22 protein-coding genes are annotated in these 26,071 nt (G+C 41.0%); 8 read left to right on the plus strand and 14 right to left on the minus strand.

The features are described 5' to 3' along the window. The first annotated feature begins 230 nt into the window (after positions 1–230). The gene (locus NYE63_RS25925) at positions 231–557 is read left to right on the plus strand and encodes a hypothetical protein (RefSeq protein WP_342603321.1); all 327 of its coding nucleotides are present in this window, start codon (positions 231–233) and stop codon (positions 555–557) included. A gap of 443 nt (positions 558–1,000) precedes the next feature. Here NYE63_RS25925 and NYE63_RS25930 read toward each other — a convergent pair whose 3' ends face one another. Together NYE63_RS25930 and katA are read right to left on the minus strand one after the other, a co-directional pair. Continuing rightward, complete coding sequence (locus NYE63_RS25930; RefSeq protein WP_342603322.1) at positions 1,001–2,194, minus strand: M14 family zinc carboxypeptidase; 1,194 nt, start codon at positions 2,192–2,194, stop codon at positions 1,001–1,003. Positions 2,195–2,968: 774 nt separating this feature from the next. Beyond that, positions 2,969–4,426, minus strand: a complete 1,458-nt coding sequence (gene katA / locus NYE63_RS25935) for a catalase KatA (protein WP_342605873.1) — start codon at positions 4,424–4,426, stop codon at positions 2,969–2,971. 595 nt (positions 4,427–5,021) lie between these two features. On the opposite strand from katA, the gene NYE63_RS25940 reads away from it, so the two are divergent. The 3 genes from NYE63_RS25940 to NYE63_RS25950 all read left to right on the plus strand — a co-directional run bounded on the left by NYE63_RS25940 (position 5,022) and on the right by NYE63_RS25950 (position 8,511). After that, entirely contained in the window at positions 5,022–5,912 is an 891-nt protein-coding gene (locus NYE63_RS25940) for a helix-turn-helix domain-containing protein (protein WP_342603323.1), read from the plus strand. Positions 5,913–6,160: 248 nt separating this feature from the next. Continuing rightward, entirely contained in the window at positions 6,161–6,508 is a 348-nt protein-coding gene (locus tag NYE63_RS25945) for a phage holin family protein (RefSeq protein ID WP_048685276.1), read from the plus strand. A gap of 635 nt (positions 6,509–7,143) precedes the next feature. Then, positions 7,144–8,511, plus strand: coding sequence for an amino acid permease (locus tag NYE63_RS25950; RefSeq protein ID WP_342603324.1), 1,368 nt, complete (start codon positions 7,144–7,146; stop codon positions 8,509–8,511). Positions 8,512–8,556: 45 nt separating this feature from the next. Here NYE63_RS25950 and NYE63_RS25955 read toward each other — a convergent pair whose 3' ends face one another. Continuing rightward, positions 8,557–9,420 carry a DUF4349 domain-containing protein gene (locus tag NYE63_RS25955; RefSeq protein ID WP_342603325.1) on the minus strand — a complete coding sequence of 288 codons (864 nt, stop codon included), beginning with the start codon at positions 9,418–9,420 and terminating at the stop codon, positions 8,557–8,559. A 141-nt stretch (positions 9,421–9,561) separates the two neighbouring features. Between NYE63_RS25955 and NYE63_RS25960 the strand changes: the two genes are divergently transcribed. Further along, positions 9,562–10,020 carry a TspO/MBR family protein gene (locus NYE63_RS25960; protein WP_318291902.1) on the plus strand — a complete coding sequence of 153 codons (459 nt, stop codon included), beginning with the start codon at positions 9,562–9,564 and terminating at the stop codon, positions 10,018–10,020. A gap of 109 nt (positions 10,021–10,129) precedes the next feature. Here NYE63_RS25960 and NYE63_RS25965 read toward each other — a convergent pair whose 3' ends face one another. From NYE63_RS25965 to NYE63_RS25980, 4 genes are all read right to left on the minus strand, one after another. Continuing rightward, positions 10,130–13,948: a bifunctional 2',3'-cyclic-nucleotide 2'-phosphodiesterase/3'-nucleotidase gene (locus NYE63_RS25965; protein ID WP_342603326.1), complete on the minus strand. Its 3,819-nt coding sequence runs from the start codon at positions 13,946–13,948 to the stop codon at positions 10,130–10,132. Between the two features lie 317 nt (positions 13,949–14,265). Continuing rightward, positions 14,266–14,724, minus strand: coding sequence for a DinB family protein (locus tag NYE63_RS25970; RefSeq protein WP_342603327.1), 459 nt, complete (start codon positions 14,722–14,724; stop codon positions 14,266–14,268). Between the two features lie 41 nt (positions 14,725–14,765). Beyond that, complete coding sequence (locus tag NYE63_RS25975; RefSeq protein ID WP_342603328.1) at positions 14,766–15,593, minus strand: GNAT family N-acetyltransferase; 828 nt, start codon at positions 15,591–15,593, stop codon at positions 14,766–14,768. 413 nt (positions 15,594–16,006) lie between these two features. Beyond that, complete coding sequence (locus NYE63_RS25980; protein ID WP_081088496.1) at positions 16,007–16,171, minus strand: YvrJ family protein; 165 nt, start codon at positions 16,169–16,171, stop codon at positions 16,007–16,009. A gap of 156 nt (positions 16,172–16,327) precedes the next feature. On the opposite strand from NYE63_RS25980, the gene NYE63_RS25985 reads away from it, so the two are divergent. Continuing rightward, positions 16,328–16,951 (plus strand): sigma-70 family RNA polymerase sigma factor, encoded by a 624-nt coding sequence (locus tag NYE63_RS25985; protein WP_342603329.1) that lies wholly within the window; start codon positions 16,328–16,330, stop codon positions 16,949–16,951. Continuing rightward, positions 16,944–17,162, plus strand: a complete 219-nt coding sequence (locus NYE63_RS25990; RefSeq protein WP_063234103.1) for a hypothetical protein — start codon at positions 16,944–16,946, stop codon at positions 17,160–17,162. Before NYE63_RS25985 ends, NYE63_RS25990 begins: the two co-directional genes overlap by 8 nt. Before the next feature lie 53 nt (positions 17,163–17,215). Here the strand turns inward: NYE63_RS25990 and NYE63_RS25995 are convergent, their stop codons facing one another. The 3 genes from NYE63_RS25995 to NYE63_RS26005 all read right to left on the minus strand — a co-directional run bounded on the left by NYE63_RS25995 (position 17,216) and on the right by NYE63_RS26005 (position 21,369). Then, positions 17,216–19,585 (minus strand): penicillin acylase family protein, encoded by a 2,370-nt coding sequence (locus NYE63_RS25995; RefSeq protein WP_342603330.1) that lies wholly within the window; start codon positions 19,583–19,585, stop codon positions 17,216–17,218. A 303-nt stretch (positions 19,586–19,888) separates the two neighbouring features. After that, complete coding sequence (locus tag NYE63_RS26000; protein ID WP_342603331.1) at positions 19,889–20,326, minus strand: hypothetical protein; 438 nt, start codon at positions 20,324–20,326, stop codon at positions 19,889–19,891. Positions 20,327–20,505: 179 nt separating this feature from the next. Further along, on the minus strand, positions 20,506–21,369 hold the full coding sequence (locus NYE63_RS26005) for an STAS domain-containing protein (RefSeq protein ID WP_342603332.1): 864 nt from the start codon (positions 21,367–21,369) through the stop codon (positions 20,506–20,508). Between the two features lie 145 nt (positions 21,370–21,514). Between NYE63_RS26005 and NYE63_RS26010 the strand changes: the two genes are divergently transcribed. Then, positions 21,515–21,658 carry a hypothetical protein gene (locus NYE63_RS26010; RefSeq protein ID WP_342603333.1) on the plus strand — a complete coding sequence of 48 codons (144 nt, stop codon included), beginning with the start codon at positions 21,515–21,517 and terminating at the stop codon, positions 21,656–21,658. A gap of 107 nt (positions 21,659–21,765) precedes the next feature. On the opposite strand, the gene NYE63_RS26015 is transcribed toward NYE63_RS26010, so the two are convergent. From NYE63_RS26015 to NYE63_RS26030, 4 genes are all read right to left on the minus strand, one after another. Next, positions 21,766–22,095 (minus strand): hypothetical protein, encoded by a 330-nt coding sequence (locus NYE63_RS26015; protein WP_061465409.1) that lies wholly within the window; start codon positions 22,093–22,095, stop codon positions 21,766–21,768. A 99-nt stretch (positions 22,096–22,194) separates the two neighbouring features. Beyond that, positions 22,195–23,388 carry an MFS transporter gene (locus NYE63_RS26020; RefSeq protein WP_328166191.1) on the minus strand — a complete coding sequence of 398 codons (1,194 nt, stop codon included), beginning with the start codon at positions 23,386–23,388 and terminating at the stop codon, positions 22,195–22,197. Positions 23,389–23,537: 149 nt separating this feature from the next. Next, positions 23,538–24,860 carry an amino acid permease gene (locus tag NYE63_RS26025; protein WP_342603334.1) on the minus strand — a complete coding sequence of 441 codons (1,323 nt, stop codon included), beginning with the start codon at positions 24,858–24,860 and terminating at the stop codon, positions 23,538–23,540. Positions 24,861–25,225: 365 nt separating this feature from the next. Further along, complete coding sequence (locus NYE63_RS26030) at positions 25,226–26,053, minus strand: undecaprenyl-diphosphate phosphatase (protein ID WP_342603335.1); 828 nt, start codon at positions 26,051–26,053, stop codon at positions 25,226–25,228. Positions 26,054–26,071 lie beyond the last annotated feature (18 nt).

Raw genomic sequence — 26,071 nt, forward strand, 5'->3', positions numbered from 1 at the left:
TAAACGAATAAACATAAATATTTATTCGTATTTTCATTTAAAATCACACTGAAAACTGAAAATGAATATATTCATTTTAGTTTTCAAATACCAACTTGACAAATAGGATTAATATACTTTATACTGCTTTTATATAAAGAATATTTATAAGCTGACTAGTTCACTGGAGGCTCTCTATTCAACAAGAATAGGGGGTTTTTTCGTTTTTATCAATGAGGGAGGAGTTTACTATGCAAAAGGAATTGCTACGGACCATTTCCCCTGTCATGAATGAGAAGCAAAATGGGGGCTTAGAACATATGGAGTACCTTAATCTTCCTGACAGACTATTTTTCCACTGGTGCCAGCAGAAATATCGACTGAATAGAGGTGTTTACAACACAATCGATCATTGGTTCTATGAATATGGCATTGTCCATATTCTTCACCGCAGGATCAACCTTTTAGCCTTTTTGGATTTCGCTTCTACCTCGGAACAAGAAGCCGGAAAGACAAAGTTCATTAAATTCGGCAATGGTGGCCTAAGGCAAAAGTTACAGGAATTCATTGCAGATTAACCTGAATCTTATAGGGCCCTTATCAGTAATATGCCCATTCTCCACCTACTGGTAAGGGACACTTATACGAATGTCGAAATTTGCATTACGATTATTTTTGTAAATGTAAGCGCTTTCTATTATAATGAAATTAGGTTGGATGGCATGCGTGGCCGTCAAAGTATATGGCGTAGGTGGGGCCAATACTAGCGCTAAGGAAGTCAAAAAACTTCTTTACCGCAAAACTATTAGAATACCTTTTGGTAGGGGCTGCAACATTACTGGGACATGGAGAATGTCCGTTAATTTTAGGCTAAAAGGCGAGTTAATCATGCAATCGATAAGTAAAGCATAACTTTACTTATTTTTTGCAGCAGCCCTCATCGTTTCAAATCTAAGAGTTTATAAGACTAAAAAGCTCTTCCCCATGTAAACGGAGTCGAGCTTTTTCATTTGGTCAAATTTCACATATATAACCCTGCTAAGAAAATCCCCAGCGACTTCTGATAAATCTCATCGAACTGTGTTATAGGCAAGGGGTTCGTTCCTTTTCCTAGCTCCACGGTAAACCCCGGCCTTCGCCAATCCTGAATGAACCAATCCTTATACCCTGCGTAACTATTGGCGGATTTGACAGGCTCATATCCACTGACCCTCGCAAACTCATTGACTATCGTTTCCGACTCCGGCGGTTCCAAATCTTCAAACCCCCAATAAATGACCTCTCCTTGGGTATGGAAAGCAAGGACTTTTCCAAAATCACGTTTTTTTGTCAATTCTGACATTGCAATAGCTTCTGGCTGTGTAAGCGGCCCTTCCCCGGAATAATTTGCCGGACCTGGCTCCGTTACATTATTGCGTGCTTGTTCCAGTTCCCATTTGGCGGGAAATTGATCATTCAGATCCACCCCGTTAATATTGGCTTTCCAGCCAGAGAAGTCTTCGCTGCCATTATTCCAATCGACGAGCCGTCCTCTCAATGGCTCATCTGCAGGCGGGCCTTTCAGAACCAACTCTACTCCGTCCGGATTCACCATTGGGACGATCGACAGCATCGTCTGTTGATAAAAGGGAAACATAGATAGACCTCGGATGTCAGCCTGATTCGTTATTGCGAGTAAATAATCATTTAAAAAGGTCATAATCACAGGCGTCGTTATCCACTCATTCGCATGAAAGGAACCATTATAGTGTACTCGTTTGTTACCATTTCCAATCAGCACTTCAGGGATATCCCTTTCAAGCACCGAGTCCCCGATGGGGGAGGCTTTAATAAATGGATAGATATTTTTCAAACGTCTTACATCGGTCATCATTGTCTCATAATCATATTCCCGATTTCCTTGAATTAGCCTCCACGTAATCCTTAATGGCACAGAAATTGTCTGACCAATTTGCAGGGCATTCGGGTTGAGATTGGGATTAACCAAGAATAGGGTATCCAATGAAAGATTACGTGACCTGGCAATTGCCCATAACGAATCACCTTGCTTAATGCTATAACTGGTAGTCGTAAAGCCAGGAATTTTGATTTGTTGGCCAATCATAAGTGCAAGTGGATCTATCCCACTATTGGAATCAATGATAAGTTGGTAATTCACCTTGAATAATTGGCTATAATACCACAAGGAATCATTCTGACGCACAAAAACGTCCATACTGCACCTCCTCTTAACCAAATGTATGCTGAATCGATTTAATTATTGCCAAAGCACCCTGTTCTGGACTTCATGATTATTGAAAAGTCACTCCTCAAAATGAACCAACGTGGGAGCATCATCCAGAATGCTTAGATATGCTCAGTACTTCCATACTTACCCTCAGGGTCTAATTTTCGATATCTTTTAAATTTCGCCATCCGATCTTCTTCTTTGATCCAGCCCAGATGCTTCAACCGAATGTCGGATAACTTGTGAGGCAATTCAAGGATATTCTCTATAAATCTCCCACAATGCTGAGTCCTATCGTTCCATTTGCATTCATACCACCCATACCTGACCAGGAACGGCTGGTCATACCGGTGAGCGCACCAGCTCTCACCCTCCTGTAATGGGTTTCATTCCAAAAGTCATATAACCGGATTTTCTTGATCGCTCATCTTCATTTCATCAATAAAAAAATGCCCAGCTCATTCCCTACATCCAATCTTTTAAGAAATTTGATAAAGTATTTGGTTTCTCGTAAATTGGACTGCCAACTAAATCCCGATTCATTTTACCAGTCATTAATTCCAGCCTTTACCGATAACCTAAGTAACTGGCCCCCCATTAATCTGACAGCATGACTTCCTTTCAAACATTTATAACTATATATTCTTACCGAACTTGTCGGGTGTCATTTATATAACGGTGCCCTCCATGAACAAACAAAAACAGGCATCCATTCATGAATGGATGCCTGTTTGCATTTTAATAGATTGGGTGTCCCCTATTTTACGCTTCTTGCGGTACGGGCAAACCTAAACCTTCGGCTATACGCGTTCCATATTCTGGATCGGCTTTGTAAAAATGACCGATTTGACGAAGCTTGATTTCTTCCAATTCCACAGGTTTCATTGCGCCCACGATCGTGTTAACAAGGCGAGTTTTCTCTTCGGCACTCAATAGACGGTATAAGTCACCCGCTTGAGTGTAGTGATCATCACTATTATGACCAACTTGTGCAGCTTTCCCAGTCACCTCGAAAGGAGTAACCTTATTTTCCGTTGATTCGGCAGGGCCGCCAAAACTATTCGGCTCATAATAAACAGATCCCTTGCCATTGTCATCTGCACGCATGAAGCCATCACGCTGATAGTTGTTCGCTTCCACTTTCGGACGGTTCACCGGTAGCTGGTTATGATTCGAGCCCACACGGTAACGGTGTGCATCTCCATATGCGAATAGACGTCCTTGAAGCATCTTGTCTGGGGAAGCTTCAATTCCTGGTACGAATGTTCCCGGTGAGAACGTGGCTTGTTCTACTTCAGCAAAGTAGTTTTCAGGGTTTCTGTTCAATTCCATACGGCCAAGCTCGATCAGCGGATAATCTTTTTGAGACCATACCTTCGTCACATCAAATGGATCGAAACGGTATGTATCGGCATCTTCCAGAGGCATGATCTGAACATATAATTTCCATGCAGGGAAGTCCCCTTTTTCAATGGCATTGAAAAGATCTTCCGTATGGTAATCAGGGTTTTCACCTGCTAGTTTTGCAGCTAGTTCAACATCAAGGTTTTTGATGCCCTGTTCTGTTTTGAAGTGGTATTTCACCCAAACGCCTTTCCCTTCAGCATTCACCCATTTAAATGTGTGGCTTCCGAAACCATGTGTATGACGAAGTGTAGCAGGAATGCCCCGGTCGGACATCAGGATCGTTACTTGGTGCAAAGATTCCGGTGAATGTGACCAGAAATCCCAAACTGCCGTAGGGTTTTTCAAATGTGTTCTAGGATCTCTTTTTTGTGTATGGATGAAGTCGGGGAATTTAATCGCATCGCGAATAAAGAATACAGGCGTATTATTACCGACGATATCGTAGTTTCCTTCTTCCGTGTAGAATTTAACAGCAAATCCACGCGGGTCACGGACTGTATCAGCAGAACCCAATTCACCTGCAACAGTGGAGAAACGGATAAAAAGATCTGTCTTCTTGCCCACACCATTGAAAAGTTTAGCTTTCGTGTACTGAGAAAGGTCGTTCGTTACTTCGAAAGTTCCGAATGCACCGGCACCCTTCGCATGAACTACACGTTCTGGCACACGTTCACGGTTGAAGTGGGCTAGCTTTTCCAATAAGTGTACATCTTGAATGAGTACCGGGCCTCGTTCGCCGGCAGTGATCGAGTTTTGATTATCTCCAACTGGCGCTCCCCAGCTTGTAGTAAGGTTTTGCTTATTCGACATAATTGAACCACCTTTTCATTATTATTTATGTATATAATGATAAAGCTTCTCAGAAAAAAATCAATACTTAATTATAATAATTTTAATATAATAATGAATTCATTATTTTTTCGTTAATGATATAACTCATTATCAACCCATAATATGGTTAATTAAATAGATATAAACGTTTACGGAACAACATACCGGCATATTTTAATTCCTAATAATGGTATACGACCCTTATAACCAATATTCCTTCATGACAAGTGATTTTATCATTTCTCCTACCAATGGAATAGTAATCGAGAATGATTACGAATATCCATGGTTACTTTGCGCTACTTCACCTAATTCCTTCTATCTTATAACAAACCGAAGTGTTCTCCTGTGACTTTGTTCACTTCATCAGCCTTTATTTACCTGACGAATAGAAGGATGCATAGAAACTGAATTTTTCATTGCTTTTGTGAATAGACCTCTCCAGAAATTGACTGAAACAAAAGGCCTTCACCCTAATTTCGCTAGAGAAATTGTAAACATGCTGGTTTGTGTTCGTATAGAAAATAAGATACTATTACGTTAAAATGACCGTCCAATAAGAGTAAGGGTGATATATATGAATGAGCGCAAACAACTGGTAGTTAAATATGCACACCAATTATTTATTGAAAAGGGTTATCAAGCAACTTCCATTCAGGATATTTTAGATTATAGCGGCATTTCAAAAGGAACATTTTATAACTATTTTTCTTCTAAAAGCGAATTGCTTAAGGCAGTCTTCCTAACTTCGCAAGAAAAATTCGAAAAAGAGCGGAATGAATTGCTGATTGGGCAAAACCTTGCAGATATTGAAATATTCATCAAACAATCCGAATTACAAATGCACTCCAACAAAAATAATAAAATCTTTTTCTTATATGAAGAAGTAATGATTTCAAATGATACCGAACTTAAGAGCTTCATAACACATGCTAAATTCCAGCATATCCATTGGCTATCAAAACGGTTTCTGGACATTTTCGGTGCTGATAAAAAACCTTATATTTTGGACTGCGCCATCCTTTACTCGGGGATGATGCATCAAACGATTCATTTTAATGCCTTGGCTAAAGAGCCCGATTTCAACCCTACTGAAATTATCCGTTATTGTGTCGATAGGATTAAATCGATTTTCGAAGATGTCAGCAAGTCAAAAGCACAGCTTTTGGAACCCGATCTCATCAAGCAATGGCTGCCTGAGTGCTTCCATACCCAGCAGGATTTTCATACAGCACTCCTGCACTCTGCAAATGACCTAAAAAAAATGATCTTGAGGCTATGCCAAGATGATGAAGCGGAACGGGTTAAAAACTTAAAATTAATTCACTTTATCCAAGAGGAATTATTACAAAACGTTGAACCGCGAATCTTTCTCATCGAAAGTGCCTTGCTTTCCTTAAACTCCAATCCAAAATTGAAAAACACATTGGAATTAAGTGAATTCGAAAAGATCATTGCCAACAATTAAATAGAACCTAATGGGTCCCATTTGTAGACAAATGGGGTTCTTTCGGCGGAAAGGGAGCGAATTTCTGAAACTGGAACGTTTTTAATAGAAAAAAACTGCTCTGAGACCCTTAAATGGGTCTTTTCCAATCTGGGGGAATACATATTGCATTCCTCTTTTTTTTGTGACAATTCTGCAAACATATAACTGAAATTCATGAAACTTTAGTATAATGACTTGTAGTAAAGTGGCTGCAGGAGGAGTTATTCATGAACATAATAATGCGTTTTCTTATCAACGGGCTGGTATTGCTCGTTATTGACTGGCTTCTCGACTCCATCACGATTAAATCTTACGGAACTGCCCTGCTGGCGGTTTTTATATTATCGATCATGAACTTGCTGGTTAGACCCATTCTCCAACTTATCACATTGCCGATCACCATCCTGACGTTCGGGTTGTTTTCTTTCATTATAAATGCCTTCACATTCCAAATTACTTCCTATGTCGTCAGTGGCTTTGTAATAGATTCATTTTGGGGAGCATTAATCGGTTCATTGTTATTAAGTTTCATTCAAAGTCTTCTTATAAAACAGAGTAAAAAAAACCGTCAGTAGCATGCTGACGGTTTTTCGTATACATTTCATTTCCATAACACCATTCGATATTTCCCGGGCTATTCCCCTAAATTCCGCTAAGCTTCACTAGCTGTTTTCTCTCATTTTTGACATTACAGAAGGAGAAAGCGCCTAATATCCATAACTTTACATATACATGCCGATTTCTCTGGAAATGGGTATGAATCGATTTATGGAGGAATGACATGTTCACAAAACATGAACCAAGATTTTCCCTGTCCATTTTACTCGTGCTTATCAGCATAATCGCAACCCTTTCATAGATCATCCTGAATGGGCCTCCGCCATCTGGCGATGATAAAACGAAAAAGCTGTTCCTTTTTATGGGGACAGCTTTTCATTATTTAAAAGTCTAAATTTTTAGAAAAATCACATAATTATATTTTGTTTAAATAGCATTACATTTAGTTTTGGAAGATTATTATTTGATGAAAACAGATGGGATCACTTCCATAGTAAGCGTTTTCATTTTTTTCTTTACATTCTTCCTATTAAAATATATTATTTAGTTGTAATATTATGTGAAAAATCAATAAATAATATGTATTCTCCTCTACTAGTGATAAAATGCTAGATAGAGAAAATTAAACTCCAACATAGAAAAGGGGAAAATTATGCAAAACTCCAAAGAATCTCAACTACATAGGGGTTTGGAAGAAAGACATATCGCATTAATGTCTCTTGGCGCAGCCATTGGAGTCGGTTTATTTCTCGGCTCGGCCTCTGCGATAAAATTAGCCGGCCCAGCCATCATTATTTCCTACGCCATTGGCGGACTTATGATCTATCTTATCATGCGTGCACTAGGTGAAATGGCGATAAAAAATCCAGTCGCAGGCTCTTTCAGCCGCTATGCGAGCGAATTTGTCAGTCCTCTTGCCGGATATATAACCGGATGGAATTACTGGTTCGTTTGGATTGCCACCTGTATGGCTGAAATTACGGCAGTCGGAATCTATATGCAATTTTGGTTCCCTGATACTCCGCAATGGGCTTGGGCGTTAGCCGCACTTGCTATCATGACAACGATTAACTTTCTTGCAGTAAAAGCTTACGGTGAATTGGAGTTTTGGTTCGCCCTAATTAAAATCATTACGATCATCCTTATGATCGTCCTTGGCTTCGGAATGATCATCTTTGGTTTGGGGAACGGCGGAATCGCGGTCGGTTTCGGCAACCTTGTTGAACATGGAGGATTTTTCCCTAATGGGATTTCCGGTGTCATCCTATCGTTCCAAATGGTCATGTTCGCCTATTTGGGAATTGAAATGCTTGGAGTAACCGCTGGTGAAGTTAAAAATCCAGAAAAATCTTTAAAAAGAGCCATCGATACCGTTTTTTATCGGATTTTACTTTTTTATGTTTTAGCACTGACAGTCATTTTATCGATCACTCCATGGGATGAAATGAATGGAGAAAACAGCCCATTCGTTATGATGTTTGATAAAATCGGTATACCAGGCGCAGCAGGAATCATTCAGTTTGTCGTACTGACAGCAGCCCTTTCATCTTGTAACAGTGGGATCTTCAGTACAGGAAGAATGTTATTCAACCTAGCGCAGCAAGGTGAATCACCAAAAAGTTTCGAACGTACAACAAAGTCAGGCGTTCCTGGCGTTGCCATCATCGTTTCAGCTGTCGTGCTTCTTTTCGGTGTTTACCTTAACTACATGGAAGCTGATAAAGTTTTCACTTACGTTACAAGTGTCGCTACATTCGGTGCACTCTGGACATGGGGAACCATACTTGTCACACAGATTATGTCTAGACGGAAAATGAGTCAGGGAGAAAAACAAGGCTTATCTTACAAGATGCCTCTTTTCCCATTCACTTCTTATTTCACTTTAGCCTTTTTAGTATTCGTAATGGTAGTACTCGGTTTTTCAGCAGATACAAGAATCGCTCTAATCGTTGGTCCGATTTGGATCTTACTGTTGGTAGTCCTGTATTATGTGACCGGCTTGCATAAACGGAATAGATAAATGTTAGAGGGTGCCCAATCTAATTGGCACCCTCTAATTCTGCCTTCACCTTTTACCCCTTCTTTTGATCACCCAATGGACCACCGCACAAGCTCCGCTTAAAATAATGAGGATAGGCAAGTTGCCTATTATAAAAACAATGATTCCCGACCCCGCTTTAAGTATTAGATTCGCACTCGTTGCAAGTTGTTTCTTCGTTCTCTCCCATGTATTCAATTCCTTATTATCAATGCCCGGTACAACTATCTGGTCCTGTGTTAACGTGATGGTAACAGTTGAATATGAGGTCTGGTTTTCAAGATATTTCATTTGCCCGGTCAGCTGTTCTATTTCTTCTTGCACCACGGCAAGATCGGATGATATTTTCAGCAAATCTTCCGTCTTCTCAGCATCCTTCATGAATGCAAGTAACCTTTCCTCTACTGTCCTCTTTGACTTCAACCTTGCTTTTAAATCCACATATTGCTCCGTTACATCCTGTCCTGTCACATTCCTTCCGACCACTTCTGAAGCCTCGCCCTCGCTATCTGCTAGAAAATCCTGAAAATGGGCTTCAGGGACCCGAACAGTGATCGTTCCTTCCACCAGTTCTTCATCTTCCCTGTATACATTGGACTCGACAACATATCCGCCAAATTCAGCCACCTTATTCTCAATCTTCATTTGTGCCTTTTCAAGGTTCTTCACCTTCAACTCAAGCTGGGCTTGATGGATTACTTTTCTTTCATCCGTCATCCCTTCTTTTTCCGCTACTTCTTCCTGCACTTTATTCCCAGAAATTGAAGCGTCCATTTTACTGTCCGCCTTTTCATCCTGTACTTTAGATGCTGAATCATCCTTTTCATTACTGCTGCATCCAGCAAGTAAAAGGAACAAACTGAACATAAGCATCATTGTTTTACGGTTCATCGTATCCCCCCTTTTCTTAATAGTACCGACGTAAAGTTTAGAAGAAAGTTACACTTCTTGATTAAAGGGCATGTTTTATTTTCAGATGAAAAGGTAAAGGTATAAGAACATCCAAATCATGAAGAAAGAAGTGTATCCATAATGAACTACGGAAAATTAGCTAAAAGTGTATTGGTACCTGTGGTAGGAGGTTCACTTGTGGGGATATTCGCCACAAGGAATTCAAAAGAAATTTATGACAAACTCAAGAAACCTGCTTTTGCTCCTCCTTCCTGGACTTTCCCCGTTGCTTGGACAAGCCTTTATACGATTATGGGAATAGCGAAATATCGCATTGCATCCAAAGAAAAAGAATCGAAATCCGCTGAACTACTCTACGATACTCAACTAGGGTTGAATTTCTTATGGTCTTTTTTATTCTTCAAATGGGGCTTGCGCGGAACAGCATTTATTGAAATGGCTGCATTGCTGACTCTGATTACATTAACTGCATTCGAGTTTTATAAAATAGACCGTACATCAGGTTTAGCGATGGTTCCCTATATCGCATGGGTCACCTTTGCATTGGGGTTAAACTTTTCCATCTTCAGAAACAATTAATCACAAAAAGAAGCGCCCCTTGTACTAAGGAGCGCTCTCTTTTATAGTTTCAAGAGTAAAGGTTCTAATTTCACGAGTAAATCCGCTTAACTCACGAGTAAATGCTCAATTAATTATTGATATTCGTAATTCTGCCTTCAATTTCTGCCGTGATCTTTCCGCCTTTAAAGGTTTCTTTCACATAGTTAACGAAAGCTTCCAGGTCAGCATGCCCAAACACGCGCTCTTTTCCTTTCAGGACGGTATAGTTATCACCGCCGCTAGCCATGAAATCATTGACGGCCACCGTATATGTTTCGGTATCCTTGATCGGTGTTCCGTCTGCTTTCTTCAATAAAGTGACACGTTCCGTGACAGGTTTACTGAAGTCGGCTGTATAGCTCAGTCCAGAAATTTGCAAAGTTTTCGGAGATCCTTCAACGATCCATTGCTGTTGCAGCAGCGTTTTCACTTCGGCTCCAGTCAGTTCCACCTTAACTAATACGTTTCCGAACGGCTGGATTTTCGCTAAATCGGAAAAAGTGACTTCTCCCTTTGGAATATCTGCCCGAATTCCACCTGGATTCATGAAGGCAAAATCGGAATTCAAATCTGCCTTCATCGAATCGGCAATTAAATTCCCAAGGCCCGTTTCCTGTGTATAGGCATTGGTTCTTAAAATTTTCTCATCCGTTGTCCCAAGCGGGGCCTTCAACTCGGGGAACATGTCTAGGTAGTCGTTAATGAATTTCGTCGTCCCGGCATCCGGTGTGATGCCATCTTGTGTAACCGTGACAATCTCAGCTGAACTTTTGACAATATCCTTTGTGTTTGGATCGATTTCCAAATCCACATCTTCAAAAGCCGTTCCATAAGAGTAAGCTTGTACAATCAATTTATTATCCACATAGTTGTTGACCTTTGCATGATTATCTCCAGCTAAGATCACATCTACTTCATCATCCACGGCATTAGCAAGATCAGCCACTTCGCCTGTGATGACCCCTTCCTTTTCAGTTCCTGGGTCATGTGAGATGATCACAATCGATTTGACACCTTTTTCTTTCAACTCATTAACCGCCTTATTTACGGCAGGTGCCTGTTCTATGAATTCCACATTCTTAATGCCATCCGGACTTACTTTTTGAGGTGTGGCATTCGTGACTACACCTATGAACCCAATATCAACCCCGCCGACCTTTTTTATGACGTAAGGGTCCAAAATCGGTTTTTTCGTGTCTTTATATACGACATTGGCTACTACATACGGAAAGTTCAATTTATCGAATACCACATCGGATGTTGGCGACTTTCCGCCATTGATTTGAGCCATCAGGGTTTCTACCCCTTTGTCGAATTCATGGTTCCCGACAGTTCCAACATCGAACTTCATATTATTCAAAAACTGAAGCGTCGGTTTGTCCTGAATCAAAGAAGAAACGGGAGCACTTGCCCCAACAGCATCCCCTGCCGAAAGTAAAAGTGTATTTTCAGGATTTTCAGCTTTACGCTGCTTCAAGTGCGCAGCTAAATAATCAGCACGCCCTTGTTTGATACCGCCAAAATCGGAAGTGGTATCAAGCTGGCCGTGAAGATCATTGATTCCGAGCAGTTGCACCTTAACGTTTTCTTTCCCCAAATTGAATTTGTAAATACCAAAGCCTTTATCATCCTTATTGCCTGTATAGGAAATCGGGCTGTCTTCATTTAAATACTCCGCACCTTTTGGTGATGAGGTGAAAGTAACGTTCACCTTGCCTGAAATCGGGGCGATCGACCAGTTATTATCGGCGGTTGGATTGATCTCACCCTCTTGTGTGATGTAATCCATCAAGATCTGGCGATTTTCATCCGCAGAGTCAACTACATATTCGCTGCCCTTGACTCCCGGGAAGTTCCCCCCGCCCGAAGCACGGTAATTATTTGTCACGACGATGAAATCTTGATTCTGGTCCACTGGTTCACCATTATATTTCAAATCTGCAATCCTGCTTGAATCCGACACTTTTATCCCTTTTTCATCATAGCGCGGAGCCTTGGTGACATCGATTTGGTACGTGACGCCGTCAATCACATCAAAATTATAGACGGCAAATTTCCCATTAAGCAGCTCCTGTTCCTCAGGCTTTGCAGGATCGATTGTATTATATTTCCCAGCAGACATCTCAAGCCACTCTTTAACCACAGACCCTTTGATCTTGATTGCCTTCAAGGTATTATCGTATAAATATAAATCACCTGCGCTGCGAATGGTCAGTCCGCCTTCCTTGATTTCGGTGAATTCCTCGACTCCATTGCGACCCGCTTTGAAAGGGGCTCCTACAGAGAGAATGGGCAAGTCTTTGTATTCAGGGCGGTTGCTTTGGATGTATTTCTCTACATACCATTTCTGTGCGCTCGTCACGACCTGTACGGAAGGATCGTCTTTCACAAGGGCGAAATAACTATGGATTGGAGCTGTAGTCGTTCCAATTGGCGTGTTAACATACTTGATCGTTCCTTCGTGATCCTTCTTCACGGCTTTGACGACAGACGCATCTTCAGCTGCTTTTTTTCCTGTTATTTTGTCGTTGATTGCCCGTGTTGATGAAGCGGAATTGACGACTTTCCATTTTCCCTTGATATTTTGGATATCAAGATCGATGATCCCGAGATTACTGCCGCCATATCCTGCTTGAACGGCTGGTACACCATTGATGGTACCCTTTTTATTATCCACGCCTTTAAGGATTTTTCCTTGGCCATCTTTGAATAGGCTGTCTAAAGAAGCCTCATCTTGTGCCGGAAAGACTTTATGCGTATGGGAGAACGTGATGGCATCGATGCCGGATACCTTGCTTAATGAATAGATGACATCCTCGGTATTCTTGGTATCGCCATTAAATCCGGAATGTGTGAGCGCCACGATGACATCCGCACCCTTTTTCTTCATTTCAGGTACATATTTATTCGCTGTCGTGACAATTTCCTTTGTAATGACCTTACCGTCAAGATTCGCTTTATCCCAATCCATGATTTGCGGAGGGGCAAATCCAATGTAGCCTATTTTTACTGATTTTTCTTTTCCATTGATGTCCTTTACTTTCTTCGTGACGATTTTATAAGGAGTATATTTGTTTTTATCATTCTTTGGATTATTGTCTTTATCCTTTTTATAAACATTGGCATTGACATAAGGGAAGTTCGCACCGTTGATGGCCTCGTCCAAATAAGATAAACCATAATTGAATTCATGATTTCCGAAAGTGGCCACATCATAGTCAAGTAAGTTCATCGCTTTATAAACGGGATGGACTTCACCTTTTTTCAGAGGCGCTATTTTCGCTTTATACGTACCTAGGGGGGTCCCTTGAATAAGGTCGCCGTTATCCACTAAAACGCTATTTTTCACTTCTTTTCGTGCCTGTTTGATTAAAGATGCCGTGCGAGAAAAACCGACGGAGTCCGAAACGGCATCCTTATAATAATCATAGCTCACCAGATTAGTGTGTATATCTGTCGTTTCCATGATTCTTAGTTCAAATGGTGCATCCGAAACAGAGGCTGCCAGACTGTTGCCGAAGTTACTCGTATTGCCGTTATACTTGGAGACAACCGATACTTTTACCCAATAACCAGATTTGTAAGTGTTAAAGTACGCAGAGAACTTTTGGGTCGATTTAATATCCGCCTCAACGGCCGATTGTGAAATGACCTTCGTCCCATTCATTAATTGGAAGACAACGGTTTCATTTCCTTTGTTCCCTTTTTTCGGTGTGACCGTTACAGTCGCTTTGGTTCCTTTTGTGTAATTAACAGTAGGAGCTGAAATGATAAATGGTTTAGTCGTGACCGGTTTCTTATTCGCCTCTTTGGCGAATGTCTCCTCCGGTACGGTAAATGGGACTGTAATCAAACTCACAGCAAGAATCGGGGCGAGCATCTTATTAACATGCATCTTGAAAGACATACTTCACAACCCTTCTATTTTTGTAAAATGCTAGAATAATATATCATGATTTTGTCGAATAATCCCCAATATTTACCGTAATGTTACGAATTTTGAATAAATGGTACTTTTTATACATTTTCATTCAGTACCCATAGCTCGATATACCTTCAATTATGTATATAATCATTATCTAATCCCATTGAATCCTTAGAGAGAAAGTTTAATATAAAAAAAGCTGGCCCATTTAAATGAACCAACCTGCTAACATCGTATGGATCTCAAAGATCGTTCCTTACGCTCTTTATTTCAAGGAAACCTTTTTGAAAACTGTAAATCTATAAATCCCGATCTATTAAACTCGCGGATACCGGTTCGATGCCCATCTCCCTCGACCAGATGGACAGCTGGCCTATATGGTGAATTTCGTGCGCTATCAGATGGCGCAGTATCCTGCCTTTTTCGTATGTTCCCTCCATCCAAGATGGCTGAATCATTTCATTCTCATCATCAATGGAATTCGAGTTCAAATAGTCCATGACCTCAGAATGATAACGGTTAGATAAATCTTCCACTTTTTCGATCGTATCATAAGCGTCCAAATCGATTGCGACATCAGGTTTCCCTTGTATGGCCCGGATCCAGCTGCATTCGACATCGATAATATGGGCAAGTGTCTTCAATATATTGCCCATCCCTCCTGAGCGCTCCCTTTTCAGCTCCTCACTCTTTAAGGATCGGCACCACTTGAACCACTCACTTCGCACCTGCCAGTTATAATTGAATAATGTCAACATCCATCGCAGCCCCCTAACACTCAATGTCGTCGAAGTATCCTTCAGCCCTGCCCCCCTTTGTATTGATAATAATCTTGTCTTTGAATGGTTTTGAATCCACAAGATTCATAGAGTCTTAAAGCATGATCATTAGTCGCCTCGACCTCGAGAAAAATATCATATCCCAGCTGGCATTGTTCGGCTACAATCTTTTTCAATGCCTTTCTGCCAAGTCCTTTTCCCTGGTATTTTGGCAAAATGGAAAATCCATAAATCCACGATTCCCGGTCTGAGTGATCAACACGGATCTTACCGACCGCGCGGCCATCCTTTTCAATCATCATGGTTTTCAGAGTATCCTCATATAGGATGCGCTGATAATAATCCTTCGCCTCTTGTTTCGTAAATTGGAAACATTGAATATCCAGCTGAATTTCCGTTTCCTCATCATCTCTCCGTGAAGGGCGAACGACTGCATCACCATAATCATCTAGCTCCGTTTCGGACCATTTCATTTGAAACTCAGAAAAAGCAAACTCACATGGGAGCTGTTTCAAAAACTCTGTCCCTGAATGCGATTGAGCAGGTGAGTTCAAGAGAATCAACTTAAAGTTACGCTCCACGGCACTCCTTATAGCCTCTTCAAGCAGTTTTGTAAAAATACCTTGCCTCCGGTAATCAGGATGCACCATTCCGCACATCTCCACTTTGTTTCCAAAATCGTAAAGACCAAGAAAACCAACAAGTTTTAATCCATCATAGTGAAGAAAGTCATTCTTATTCACACCGTTTCGACTGCGAAGCGTTTCCCAGTTCAGCTTTAAAGTAAATCCTTCCCGTTCACATTCTTGCTGTAGGATCCGAATATCTTCTAGCTGTTTATCCTTCAAATTCGCCACCCCTTTTCCATATTATCAGTTTATTACCAAAAAATAAGAAAAGCAGCACCCTTTTATTCGGATGCCGCATACTATTCATAAGTTTATTAATGTATGTTGTTTTTTTAAAAGTATTTTCACTTTAATCCATAAACCTAAAATCGTACGAGGGGAGGATTTCCTATCTAATTCCATTGACGGATGAATTATAGTAGTAAAATGATTCCAAATGACGATTATTTTTTACCTATTTTGTGCTATATTCCAAATAATGGTTTACCATTATTTTACTTGAGTTTAAGGGAGGGATTTAACAAAGTCTTGATTTTCAGTTAGTACCCATTTCTTTATACCCGAATTCCGGACCCTTTTTAGAATAGAATCCGAAATTCGGTGTTTAACACCTGGCACATTACGTCCTGAGGTTATCGTTTTTTCGTTTTATGAGCGGACTTTTTTAAGTTCTCTACGTCCGTTGTCAGTTCTTTTAATTGTTTACCGAAGCGGAAGAGCAAAAACATAGAAACGACGAATGGATAGCCAAATTCGCTAACTAATGAAACCCACATAGTAGCATCCTCAATCATCATCCTCTTCACCCCTTTTCTTGTATCTGATATCTAAAGTGAAACTTGTTTAAAAAAATCAATCTAGCACTATTGATTTATGGAAAAAAGAACGAATGTTCCTATATAATTGATTTATTCCCCTTGTCTATCACTTTATTAATTAAAGGAGGGATAACAATGAACCAATTAACTTCTCATTTTTTTTCTCATTCATTGGAGTTTCTGCAGCAACAGTACTCATCTTTCTTTGAGCAACCGATCATTCAAGTATTTTTACAGAACCCAGAGCATTTAAAGATTTTCACTGAAACTCTTGATTCCCCTTCTCCCCACAACATTTGTCATCTCAACGAGACTTTCAAAATTTTCTATTACCGGGCTAAAGTATACAAATACATGTGCTCCTTAATTTACTTTTTCTCTGTTGACTTTGATAAAAGGGCACGGAAGCAGCGGGAACGCTATCGAATGGTACTTGATGCGACACCAAGGGATACAGGCGGATTGATCGATCGAATCGGCACATTGGACGTTCACCTTGAAAAGATGGGGGAAACGAATGAGCTCGCTTCACACATAAGTGATGAAGAGATGATAAAAGCCTTGAAGAAGTTAACAACCAAACAAAACCTGGTGCTGACCATGAACTTTTCCTACGGCCTATCCAACAAGGAAATTGCTGCCTATTTCCATGAGTCGCCACAGAATATCTCAAGCATCCGTAAACAAGCTCTAAAAAAACTTCGAAAGCACTATATGGATGAGGTATATGTTAGAAAGGAGAAAAGCCATTGTGGATAAAAAACTGTCAAAAGAAGAATTAATGGATCTAATCGACTCTTTGAATCCTAAAATAAAAAAATCGTTAAAAAACACGAACTATCAAGACCGGAATGATCTGGAGCAAGAAATTAAACTCAAGATCATTGAATCATATGAAAAAATCGCAGCAATCGAGGCCCCTAATTTCGAGGAGTTCCTTGCAGAATTCTTTACTAAACAAAAACAATGAAAAAGTACCAAGTCCAGAGCAAGGATGCTGGACTTGGTACTTTTTTCTGAATATCAGTATGATGGTTTCAATGTCAACTTATCACCTTTTGGATCGTCCAATGTGGTTTTGTGATAAGTACCTTCTGCCCAATCATCAAGCTGATCATGGTACCACTCACTTTTAACGTTACCTGATTGACCCGGTCCAACGAGGTGATACCCTTGATTCATGTCGGCTAGGTCGATGACAAATCTCCAGGAGCCACCATGATTAACGGTTCCATCATCTAAAAATGCCGCCGCTTGTACGGTGACACTGCTACCGCCTACCGGCATTCCGCCGCCGCTGTTAAATAAATAATTTAACGGGGTGACACTCGATAGCGGGTGGTTAAACCTGACCTGATGAAAGTCTCCCCATTCCCAATCAGCTATATCGTTACCTTGTGATTCTTCAAGTTCCGTTAACGTCTCCTGTAACGACTTGGCAAGCACCTGCTCAAGTCCGCCTGCCTCTTCAATCCAAGGGCCGGGCTTACCGTCCAGTGCCCGCCTTAGTAGTTCATCAACGGCCGAACGCCTTCCATTAAAGAGGTTGAGGGTTTCCTCCGGTATTTCTTCTGTAAGCAGAACATCCCCTATCTTTCGCATCCAGACATTAAAAATCATCGGTGCCGCTTCATCAACGGAATCAATATGATTCCATTTCTTCAGAATCGTCAGTGCCTGGTCTTCCCGTTTCCCGGATGGACCTTTCAATACATCCACGAATTGAGGAACAAACTCCTTAGCTTGCAAATTCACTTTATCCATCTGCAGGCTTTGCATATCCTCGGCCGTAAGCTTTTTATTGGCTTTTAAAAACTCCTGTATCCTCATCTGACGATACGGCTGGGCCCAGTTATTGCTGATGTGGTAAGGATAATCATCTGAGATGACTTTATTATTCGCTGTCGAAATGAACCCCTCTTCCGGATTCACCGTTTTCGGAAGTTCATCATAGGGAATATAGCCTTTCCACTCAAATTCATCCGTCCAGCCAGGTACAGGCAGCATACTATCGCCTTTTTTCCGGATTGGGATTTTTCCATTCGCCTTATAAGCAATGGTCCCGTCGACTGAGGCAAAGACGAAATTCTGTGCCGGCGTTTCGAATTTCAAGAGGGCCTTTTCGAATTCTTTCCAGCTTCCCGCTTTATTCATATTCAGTACCGCTTCAAGCTCGGCAGATGGATCAAGCGCTGTCCACCTTAATGCAAGCACGGTATCTTTTCCGCTTTTCCCGGCAAATTCGGAGACAACAGGTCCATGGCGGGTAACCGTCACTTGATAATCAAGTTTTTTACCATCCTTCACCTTGATAGGTTCGTCCAGGATATCGGCTTTTTCCCATTTACCTTTGTAGTAGAATTCTTTCTCGTTTTCCGGGTTCCTCCTCTCAATATAAAGATCTTGAACATCCGGACCGGTATTGGTCACACCCCAAGCGACCTTTTCGTTATGACCTAGTATGATTCCCGGAATCCCGGCAAAAATAACACCGCTCACATTGACTGACGGGGCCTCCAAATGCATTTGATACCAAACGGACGGTGTAGCTAATCCCAGATGGGGATCATCCGCCAATAACGGCTGTCCGGAATCCGTTTTCTTGCCTGAAACGACCCAATTATTGCTGCCGTTGAATTCATAAGGAATAACGGCGCCGGCAAAACTTTTTTCAATATCCAGTTCTTCCTTGCTGATGATATATGGAGCGCTCTTTGGATAATTAGGAAATAAATCATATGCTTTTTCCTTTGGGAACGTTTGCAGCAAATACTGCCTAAACGCCTGATCTTCCCAGTTCCCGCCTAAATCAAAGGCCATATATTTACCGATGGTCAGCGAATCGATGGGTGTCCACGGCTCTGGTTCGTATCCAAGCAGAGTGAACTCCGCCGGCCATTTCCCATTCTCCTTCAATTCATCGATATAAAGATTTACCCCCTCAGCAAACACATCCAAGGCTTCTTTCCCGTCACTTGTATATGCTGCATAAGAGGCTTCCGCCGCCCGCCTCAACCCAAGTGTGCGGAAATACTTATCGTTTTTGACGGTTTTCTCACCAATCACTTCACTCAATCTTCCAGACGCCTGACGCCTGCTTAAATCCATTTGAAATAAACGGTCCTGTGCTTGGATATACCCTTGAGCTAAATACAAATCATGTTCATTCGCTGCGTTGATATGTGGGACTCCACTTGAATCTCTCACAACCGTAACCGTTTTCAAAAGACCTGGAAGCGATATTTCCCCCTTTGTTTCCGGCAAGGTTCTTGAAAGAAATACATTTGCAGCAATCAAGATAGACAGCAAAAGTATAATCAGGATTCCAAAACTCCATAGAGCACGCTTTCTCCACTTCCGTTTTGGCTTTTGCTGAGGTACGGCCACTTCCATCGATTCATCTTCCTCTCCCCTTAAATCTCTCTTTCTCGTTCTCTTTCTATTTAAGATATTCCGCGTTTCTCCCCATCTTTCCTACCACCTTCCGTACATTCTCTCTTTTTATTTCAAGAAGGTAGAAAGGCGCAAGGATCGATTTTACTCGCACAAGGTCGGATTATTTCGAGCAAGGTCGAATTATTACCGCGTAAGGTCGAATTACAACGCACAAGGTCGAATTATTTCTGCGAAATTGCTTCGATAAACATTAAATCAAATGCAAAACACCGATACAATGTATCGGTGTGGCAAGGGATACTAGCTATTTGCAATAATGTATTCAATCACTTTATCTGCATCATCTGTATAAAAGAGAGCTTTATCAAAGTCATGGGCCGCCTTCGTCTCGGCTTCCATGTATTCAATCGGGGAGAGGAGACCAAAGAGCCTCTTCCATTTATGCGTTTTCTCCAGAAGTTTTCTTTCCTTTTTTATATCCTCTGGTATGAATTCATTAATGATAAAACATGGGTCGGAAGATGAAGGGGTCTGAAAACGTTCGTTCAAGGCTCGCAATTTATCCCGATCCCATTCCACCCTTACCAAGTCCGATATGACTGATACATTTTGGACCGAGTCGAGGATGCGTTTGGACAAAATATCATATTCTTCATCCTCCAGCCCATTATCCGTCATGATTCCTACACAATACCATTTTTCGTTATGATCAAGTTCTTCATTTTTCTTGAAAAACACTCTTCATCCACCTTCCTTACACGCTTTACATGTCCTATTTAATTTAATTGAAAGTCAACATGTCCGCCCACGTCATTTCACTATAACATGGAGAAATATCGATGGGCGATAAATTACGAAAGTTGCAGGAATGGTAGGCAGACATAGAAAAAAAGATACCCTGAAAAAGGATACCTCCATCATACTGGCTGAATAGCCAGCCCTCTTTGTTTAAACAGATATTCCAGGGCCTGCCTGAACGATAGAAAGGCTTTTACCTGATTTGCGAAATCAAGTTTGACGATCTCTTTCACGACATCAGGGGTAAAACCGACAAACATCGTTTCCGTTCCCATTAGGGCAAGTGCCCCCACTAATTGATCCAATAGGGAGAACGTATTGCTTTCCTTTGTAAAGGTAATTCCAGAGAAATCCATGATCAATACTTCCCCATGCAGATCTGCACATTTTTGCAGTACCGTCGATTGCATCGACTCCATTCTCCAATCGTCAATGCGTCCAATCAATGGTAAGAGCAGCACATCCTTTAATACGGTCTGAACAATCGGGGTGGACAATTCTTCCATGACTTCTTGGTTTTCTTTTATCTTCTGCAAAGAATCGTTTGCCATTTTCGCCATTTCTTTATAATGATTCACGTAACTGATACTCACACAGTGTATGAACTGGTCCAGGATTGCATCAATTATCGAACTTGCCTTTAGCAGAATTTCAATGGAGTAATATCGATTACTTACCTCTTCTTCAATGAAACTCCAGAAAAGGTTACGCACAAGCTGTGCTTCCTCGATATTCTTATCTAAAGGAATGCCCATATCCACGATGCGCTTACCTATTTCCATACCCGTTATTTTCATACTTTCCATCGCTTGTGCCTTTCCATGAATCAAGGCATCTGCATGAATTTGAATAAGCTTTGACCGTACCTCTTTACTGGTTTCAAAATCATAGAGCGGTTCCTCTTCTTCAAACAATTCGATATGCTCCACTAAGATATATTTAAATTTTTCAATTTTTTCACCGATCATTCTTAATTCTTCCATATGGACCTCCCATACAGGGCTTTTATCATATTTTATCAAAAAATGAATGGTTAAGGATATGAAATCCTTCTATTACCAATATGATAATCTACGTTTACCCTTTTCAATATAAGGGTATTATGATATATGACTTGGAGGGATTACCATGAAAAAGAATCAACAAGACTTCGAATCTGAAAACATGAGCGATTTAGTCGAACTCATAAACAGTAAAAATAACAGCCGCAGAATCTTGGATGTACTTCGGCGTAATAAAAAGGATAAAAGTAAAAGCAAAGATAAAAAATGAAAAAAACCAGTCCAAAACGGCCTGGTTTTTTTGTATGGATAAAATAAAAGAGCTGAGTTTGTTTATTAAGCAAACTCAGCTCTTTTGTCATTAAATATTGATTGCCACTACCTTTTTCTCCGGATTTCCTTCACATGGTTCCCTTCAGTAGTAATATAGACTGTTTCATCAATTTTGTATGTTAAATAACGGTCACAATCAATTTCCAACGTTTTCCCATTGTTGAATTTCATTGCGCAATTGGACCCCTCTTCGGTTTCCGTCACATCAATGACTTCGTTCGTCTTAAAACCGACTGCCTTGCCATCGGAGAAATGAGGATAGTATTTTTCAACAATCTCCACCTTTTCCAATCTGCCCGGACTTGTTAAGTATACAACGAATAATATAATTAAAACGGCTATTAACCCAATGAGAATTACTGCTTTTCGTTTCACTCTATCTAATACCCTCTTCTCTTATCAATCTATTATTCAATCTCCATTTTCACTAGATTATATTCACGATTCCTGAAAAACATGATAGAAAAGATCATTTTATTTAACGATTTTCACTTTTTCAACCATCATCGCACAAGCGGCAGCCAGGAGGATGAGAATGGATACAGCCGAGATGACCCCTCCCCAGCCGAACTTCATCAGGAATAAACCGCCTGATGCCCCCACTACGCTTGATCCAGCATAGTAAAACAGGAGATATAATGCGGATGCTTGAGCCTTTTCACTCTTATCAGCCAACCTTCCGACCCAGCTGCTCGCAATTGAATGGGCTCCAAAAAAGCCAAATGTAAACAAGGCAAGCCCCATTATTTTCAGCAAAAGCGGATCCAATAAGGTCAAGAGGGCGCCCATCAGCATGATTGCGATTCCGATAAGAAGTACAAGCCTCCGACTATATTGATCGGCAAGCTTCCCCATCCATGTAGAACTAAATGTCCCCACAAGATAGATAATGAAAATGAAGCCAATCAATGTTTGTGATAAATGATAGGGCGGTCCCATTAAAGGTATACCCACAAAGTTATAAACGGTAACAAACGAGCCCATTAATAGGAAGGCCATACCGAATAAGAGTACTAGTCTGCCATTCCTAAAGTTATTGATAAGGGAGGTTTTGATTCTCGACAATGAGACTCCTACGCGGACAGTATGCTGTGAAGCCGGAAGCATCCACCAAAAAGCCAGACTGATGATCAAACTTAGAGCCCCAAGGCTTCCAATCGCTATGTTCCATGAGAAATGGTCGGTCAGCACCCCGACAATCAGCCTGCCAGCCAATCCGCCGATACTCGAACCACTCACATAGATCCCCATCACATAGCCCAGGCTTTTCGGATGAAATTCTTCATTGATATAAGCCATCGCAATTGCCGGGAAACCTGCAAGCACCGCTCCTTGAATCGCCCGTATTGCAATAAGGATGTACAGATCATCCTGGATGAAGCTGACACATATGGATAACAATGCAGACAGAGTGAGCGCCGTCCCCATTATTTTTTTCCTATCGATATTTTCTGAGAAAAAGGAAACAAGCAATAAACAGATGGCAAGCGTTCCAGTTGCGAAAGATAATGTAAGACTTGCCATTGCAGGAGAGACTCCGAATTGCTTTGCGAAAACCGGAATGACCGGTTGGGTACTATACAGATCCGCAAACGTTACAAAGCTACCAAGAAATAAAGCCAAGATTGTTTTCCTGAATGATTTACCAGCAGGCTCGATATAATTCACTTTTGTTCAGACCCTTCACTATTTAACTTTCCCCCTATGTTAATACGAACTTCCCGAGTTGTCTATTTCGCTACTTTTGTCCAAAGGTAAATCTTGTTCCAGCAATTTATAAAAAAAACCCTTCACTGCATGCAGTGAAGGATTTTTCATTAATATGAACGTTTATCATCCCGCTCACTTTTTTTAAGGAGCCAGTATACTGGCATACCTATAATGAGGATGATCAAAGAGTACAAGGCATTTAAAGGTGTATCGATTAATGTGCTTACAACAATGTATATTGCGCCAGCAATCGCGACGATGGGGATGAATGGGTAAAACGGCACTTTATAAGTCTTCGCATCCGGATCTTTTCTGCGTAAGATGAAGACCGCAAAGAAGGCCAATCCATAAAAACAGAAGACAGAGAATACAGCCATATTGGTAAGTTTGTCAGGGTCTGTTGCAACCATCATGATGATTGCAATGACCACTTGCAATATCGTCGCATTTATTGGCGTTTTAAACTTAGGTGATATTTTCCCGATTTGTTTATGGCCTGGCATCATTTTATCAGTCGCCATTGCCAAGGTAATGCGCGGAAAGGTCAGAAGCTTTCCGTTCAAGCAACCGAAGATTGAAATCGCTATTCCGATTGAAATCAATTTCCCGCCCAATTCACCGAATAGCATCGTTGCCGCAACATTCGCTGCATTCGTACCGTGGGCTATGACTCCCTCCGCCCCCAATACATGAAGCATGGCAAGGTTCACAGCCAAGTAAGCGACCATGACCACGACTAATCCCGTTATGATTGCTCGCGGCAACGTTTTCTGCGGGTTTTTCATTTCCCCTGCCATGAAGCCGACATTCATCCAGCCATCATACGCCCAGAGCGTAGCCAAAATCGCACCGGCCATACTGATTTTCATTGAACTTTCACTTTGGATATTGAATACAGGCATATCACCTTGTGCAATACCGAAAACCGCTATGAAAATGATGGGGATCAATTTAGCAACGGTCGATAAGGTTTGGATGATACCGCCGTATTTTGTCCCCAGAAGATTCATGACTGCTATAAATACGATCGTAAGAATCCCTATCGCCAAAGTGTAGCCTGAAGGGATATTAAATATTCCTGCAACTAATAACCCGAAGTATAAACTGAGTGCGCCCATGACTGCAGGCCCATATACCAATGTCTGAACCCAGCCGCATAGGAATCCCCATGCTTTTCCGTACACTTCTTCCATATAGACATATAAGCCTCCAGTTTTAGGAATCCGTGTACTCACTTCCGCAATCGTCAACCCGCTTGCAAGGGTAATCAGACCACCTATCAGCCAAGCTAACAAGGCCATGGTTGAATTACCGCTTAATTCAAGCACGTCCCCAGGTCTCATGAAAATTCCAGAACCGATAACTGTACCAACTACAATAGATGTTCCAACCCAAAAGCCAATCGTTTTCTTCAATTGGTCATTTCCCATGTTGTCCTCCCCAGGTGTACACATGTACTTTATTTATACTAAAATTATATCATATAAATTATACGAGAATAGTTTATGTAATCATTTGAATATTTAAATAACTATCCAAACACGTTGGTATCACTACGCTCATGGAGCTTTATTACATTTATATTTTTTTTACTAATTTTGTCTGGAACTACACTAAAAACCGAATATTTTTTTATTATAGAAAGATTTATTGATAATTTACTCTATAATAACGAATTAAAAACTATAAAAACATATAATCATTCGTCATATATTTTCTGTTTTTTTCATACACAAAAAAAAACCACCCCTAATCAACGGGGTGGTTCCTCTCCTCTTTCAAGCTTCATTTCGTATTACCAAATAATGAATAGAAGCACAACCGCCAAGACAATCCGGTAAATGGCAAAAGGAGTCAATTTAACTTTATTGATTAAAATCAGGAAAAAGCGGATACAGAATAATGCAAAGATAAATGCACTGATGAAACCTGCAATAAAGAATGGCAGAACTTCAGGTGTGAAGAATTCCCAGTATTTCACAATTTTCAACAGACTGGCACCAGCCATGATCGGCACTGCCATGATGAACGTGAAATCGGAAGCAGCCCGATAGCTCATTCCCAATAGCACTCCACCTGAAATGGTCGAGCCTGAACGCGAGAATCCCGGCCACAGTGACAAACATTGAATCAACCCTACACCGAAAGCTTGTTTATAGGTGATTTGGTCAACCGTTTCTGCAGTCAGCTTTGGACGGAATTTATCCGCAGCAATCATCAGAAATGCGCCCAAGAACAATCCGACGATAACTGTCTTCATCGTAAATAAATGATCATCAATGTAATCTTCGAATAATAGACCTAAAACGCCAGCCGGTAACAATCCGACAAAGATCTGCAATAGGTTAAGCTTTGGGCCCTTCACAGCGGATGTGCCTTTCAGCTTCCTTAAACCAAGCAAGTCCATGAATCGTCCCCAGAAGAGCACGACAACGGCGAGTATCGAACCAAGCTGGATGACCACCTTAAAGGCATTGGCCACTTCACTCCCGAAAAGCTCAGTTGATTTCAGCCATAAATCATCGACGATAATCATATGCCCTGTAGACGATACAGGAGCAAATTCAGTTAATCCCTCTACAAGACCAAGGATAACTGCAACAAAAATTTCCCACATATTCATTTTATTCACCTCATAATT

The organism is Peribacillus sp. FSL E2-0159 (genome assembly GCF_038643155.1).
In the GTDB taxonomy this organism is placed as follows: Bacteria; Bacillota; Bacilli; order Bacillales; family DSM-1321; genus Peribacillus; species Peribacillus simplex.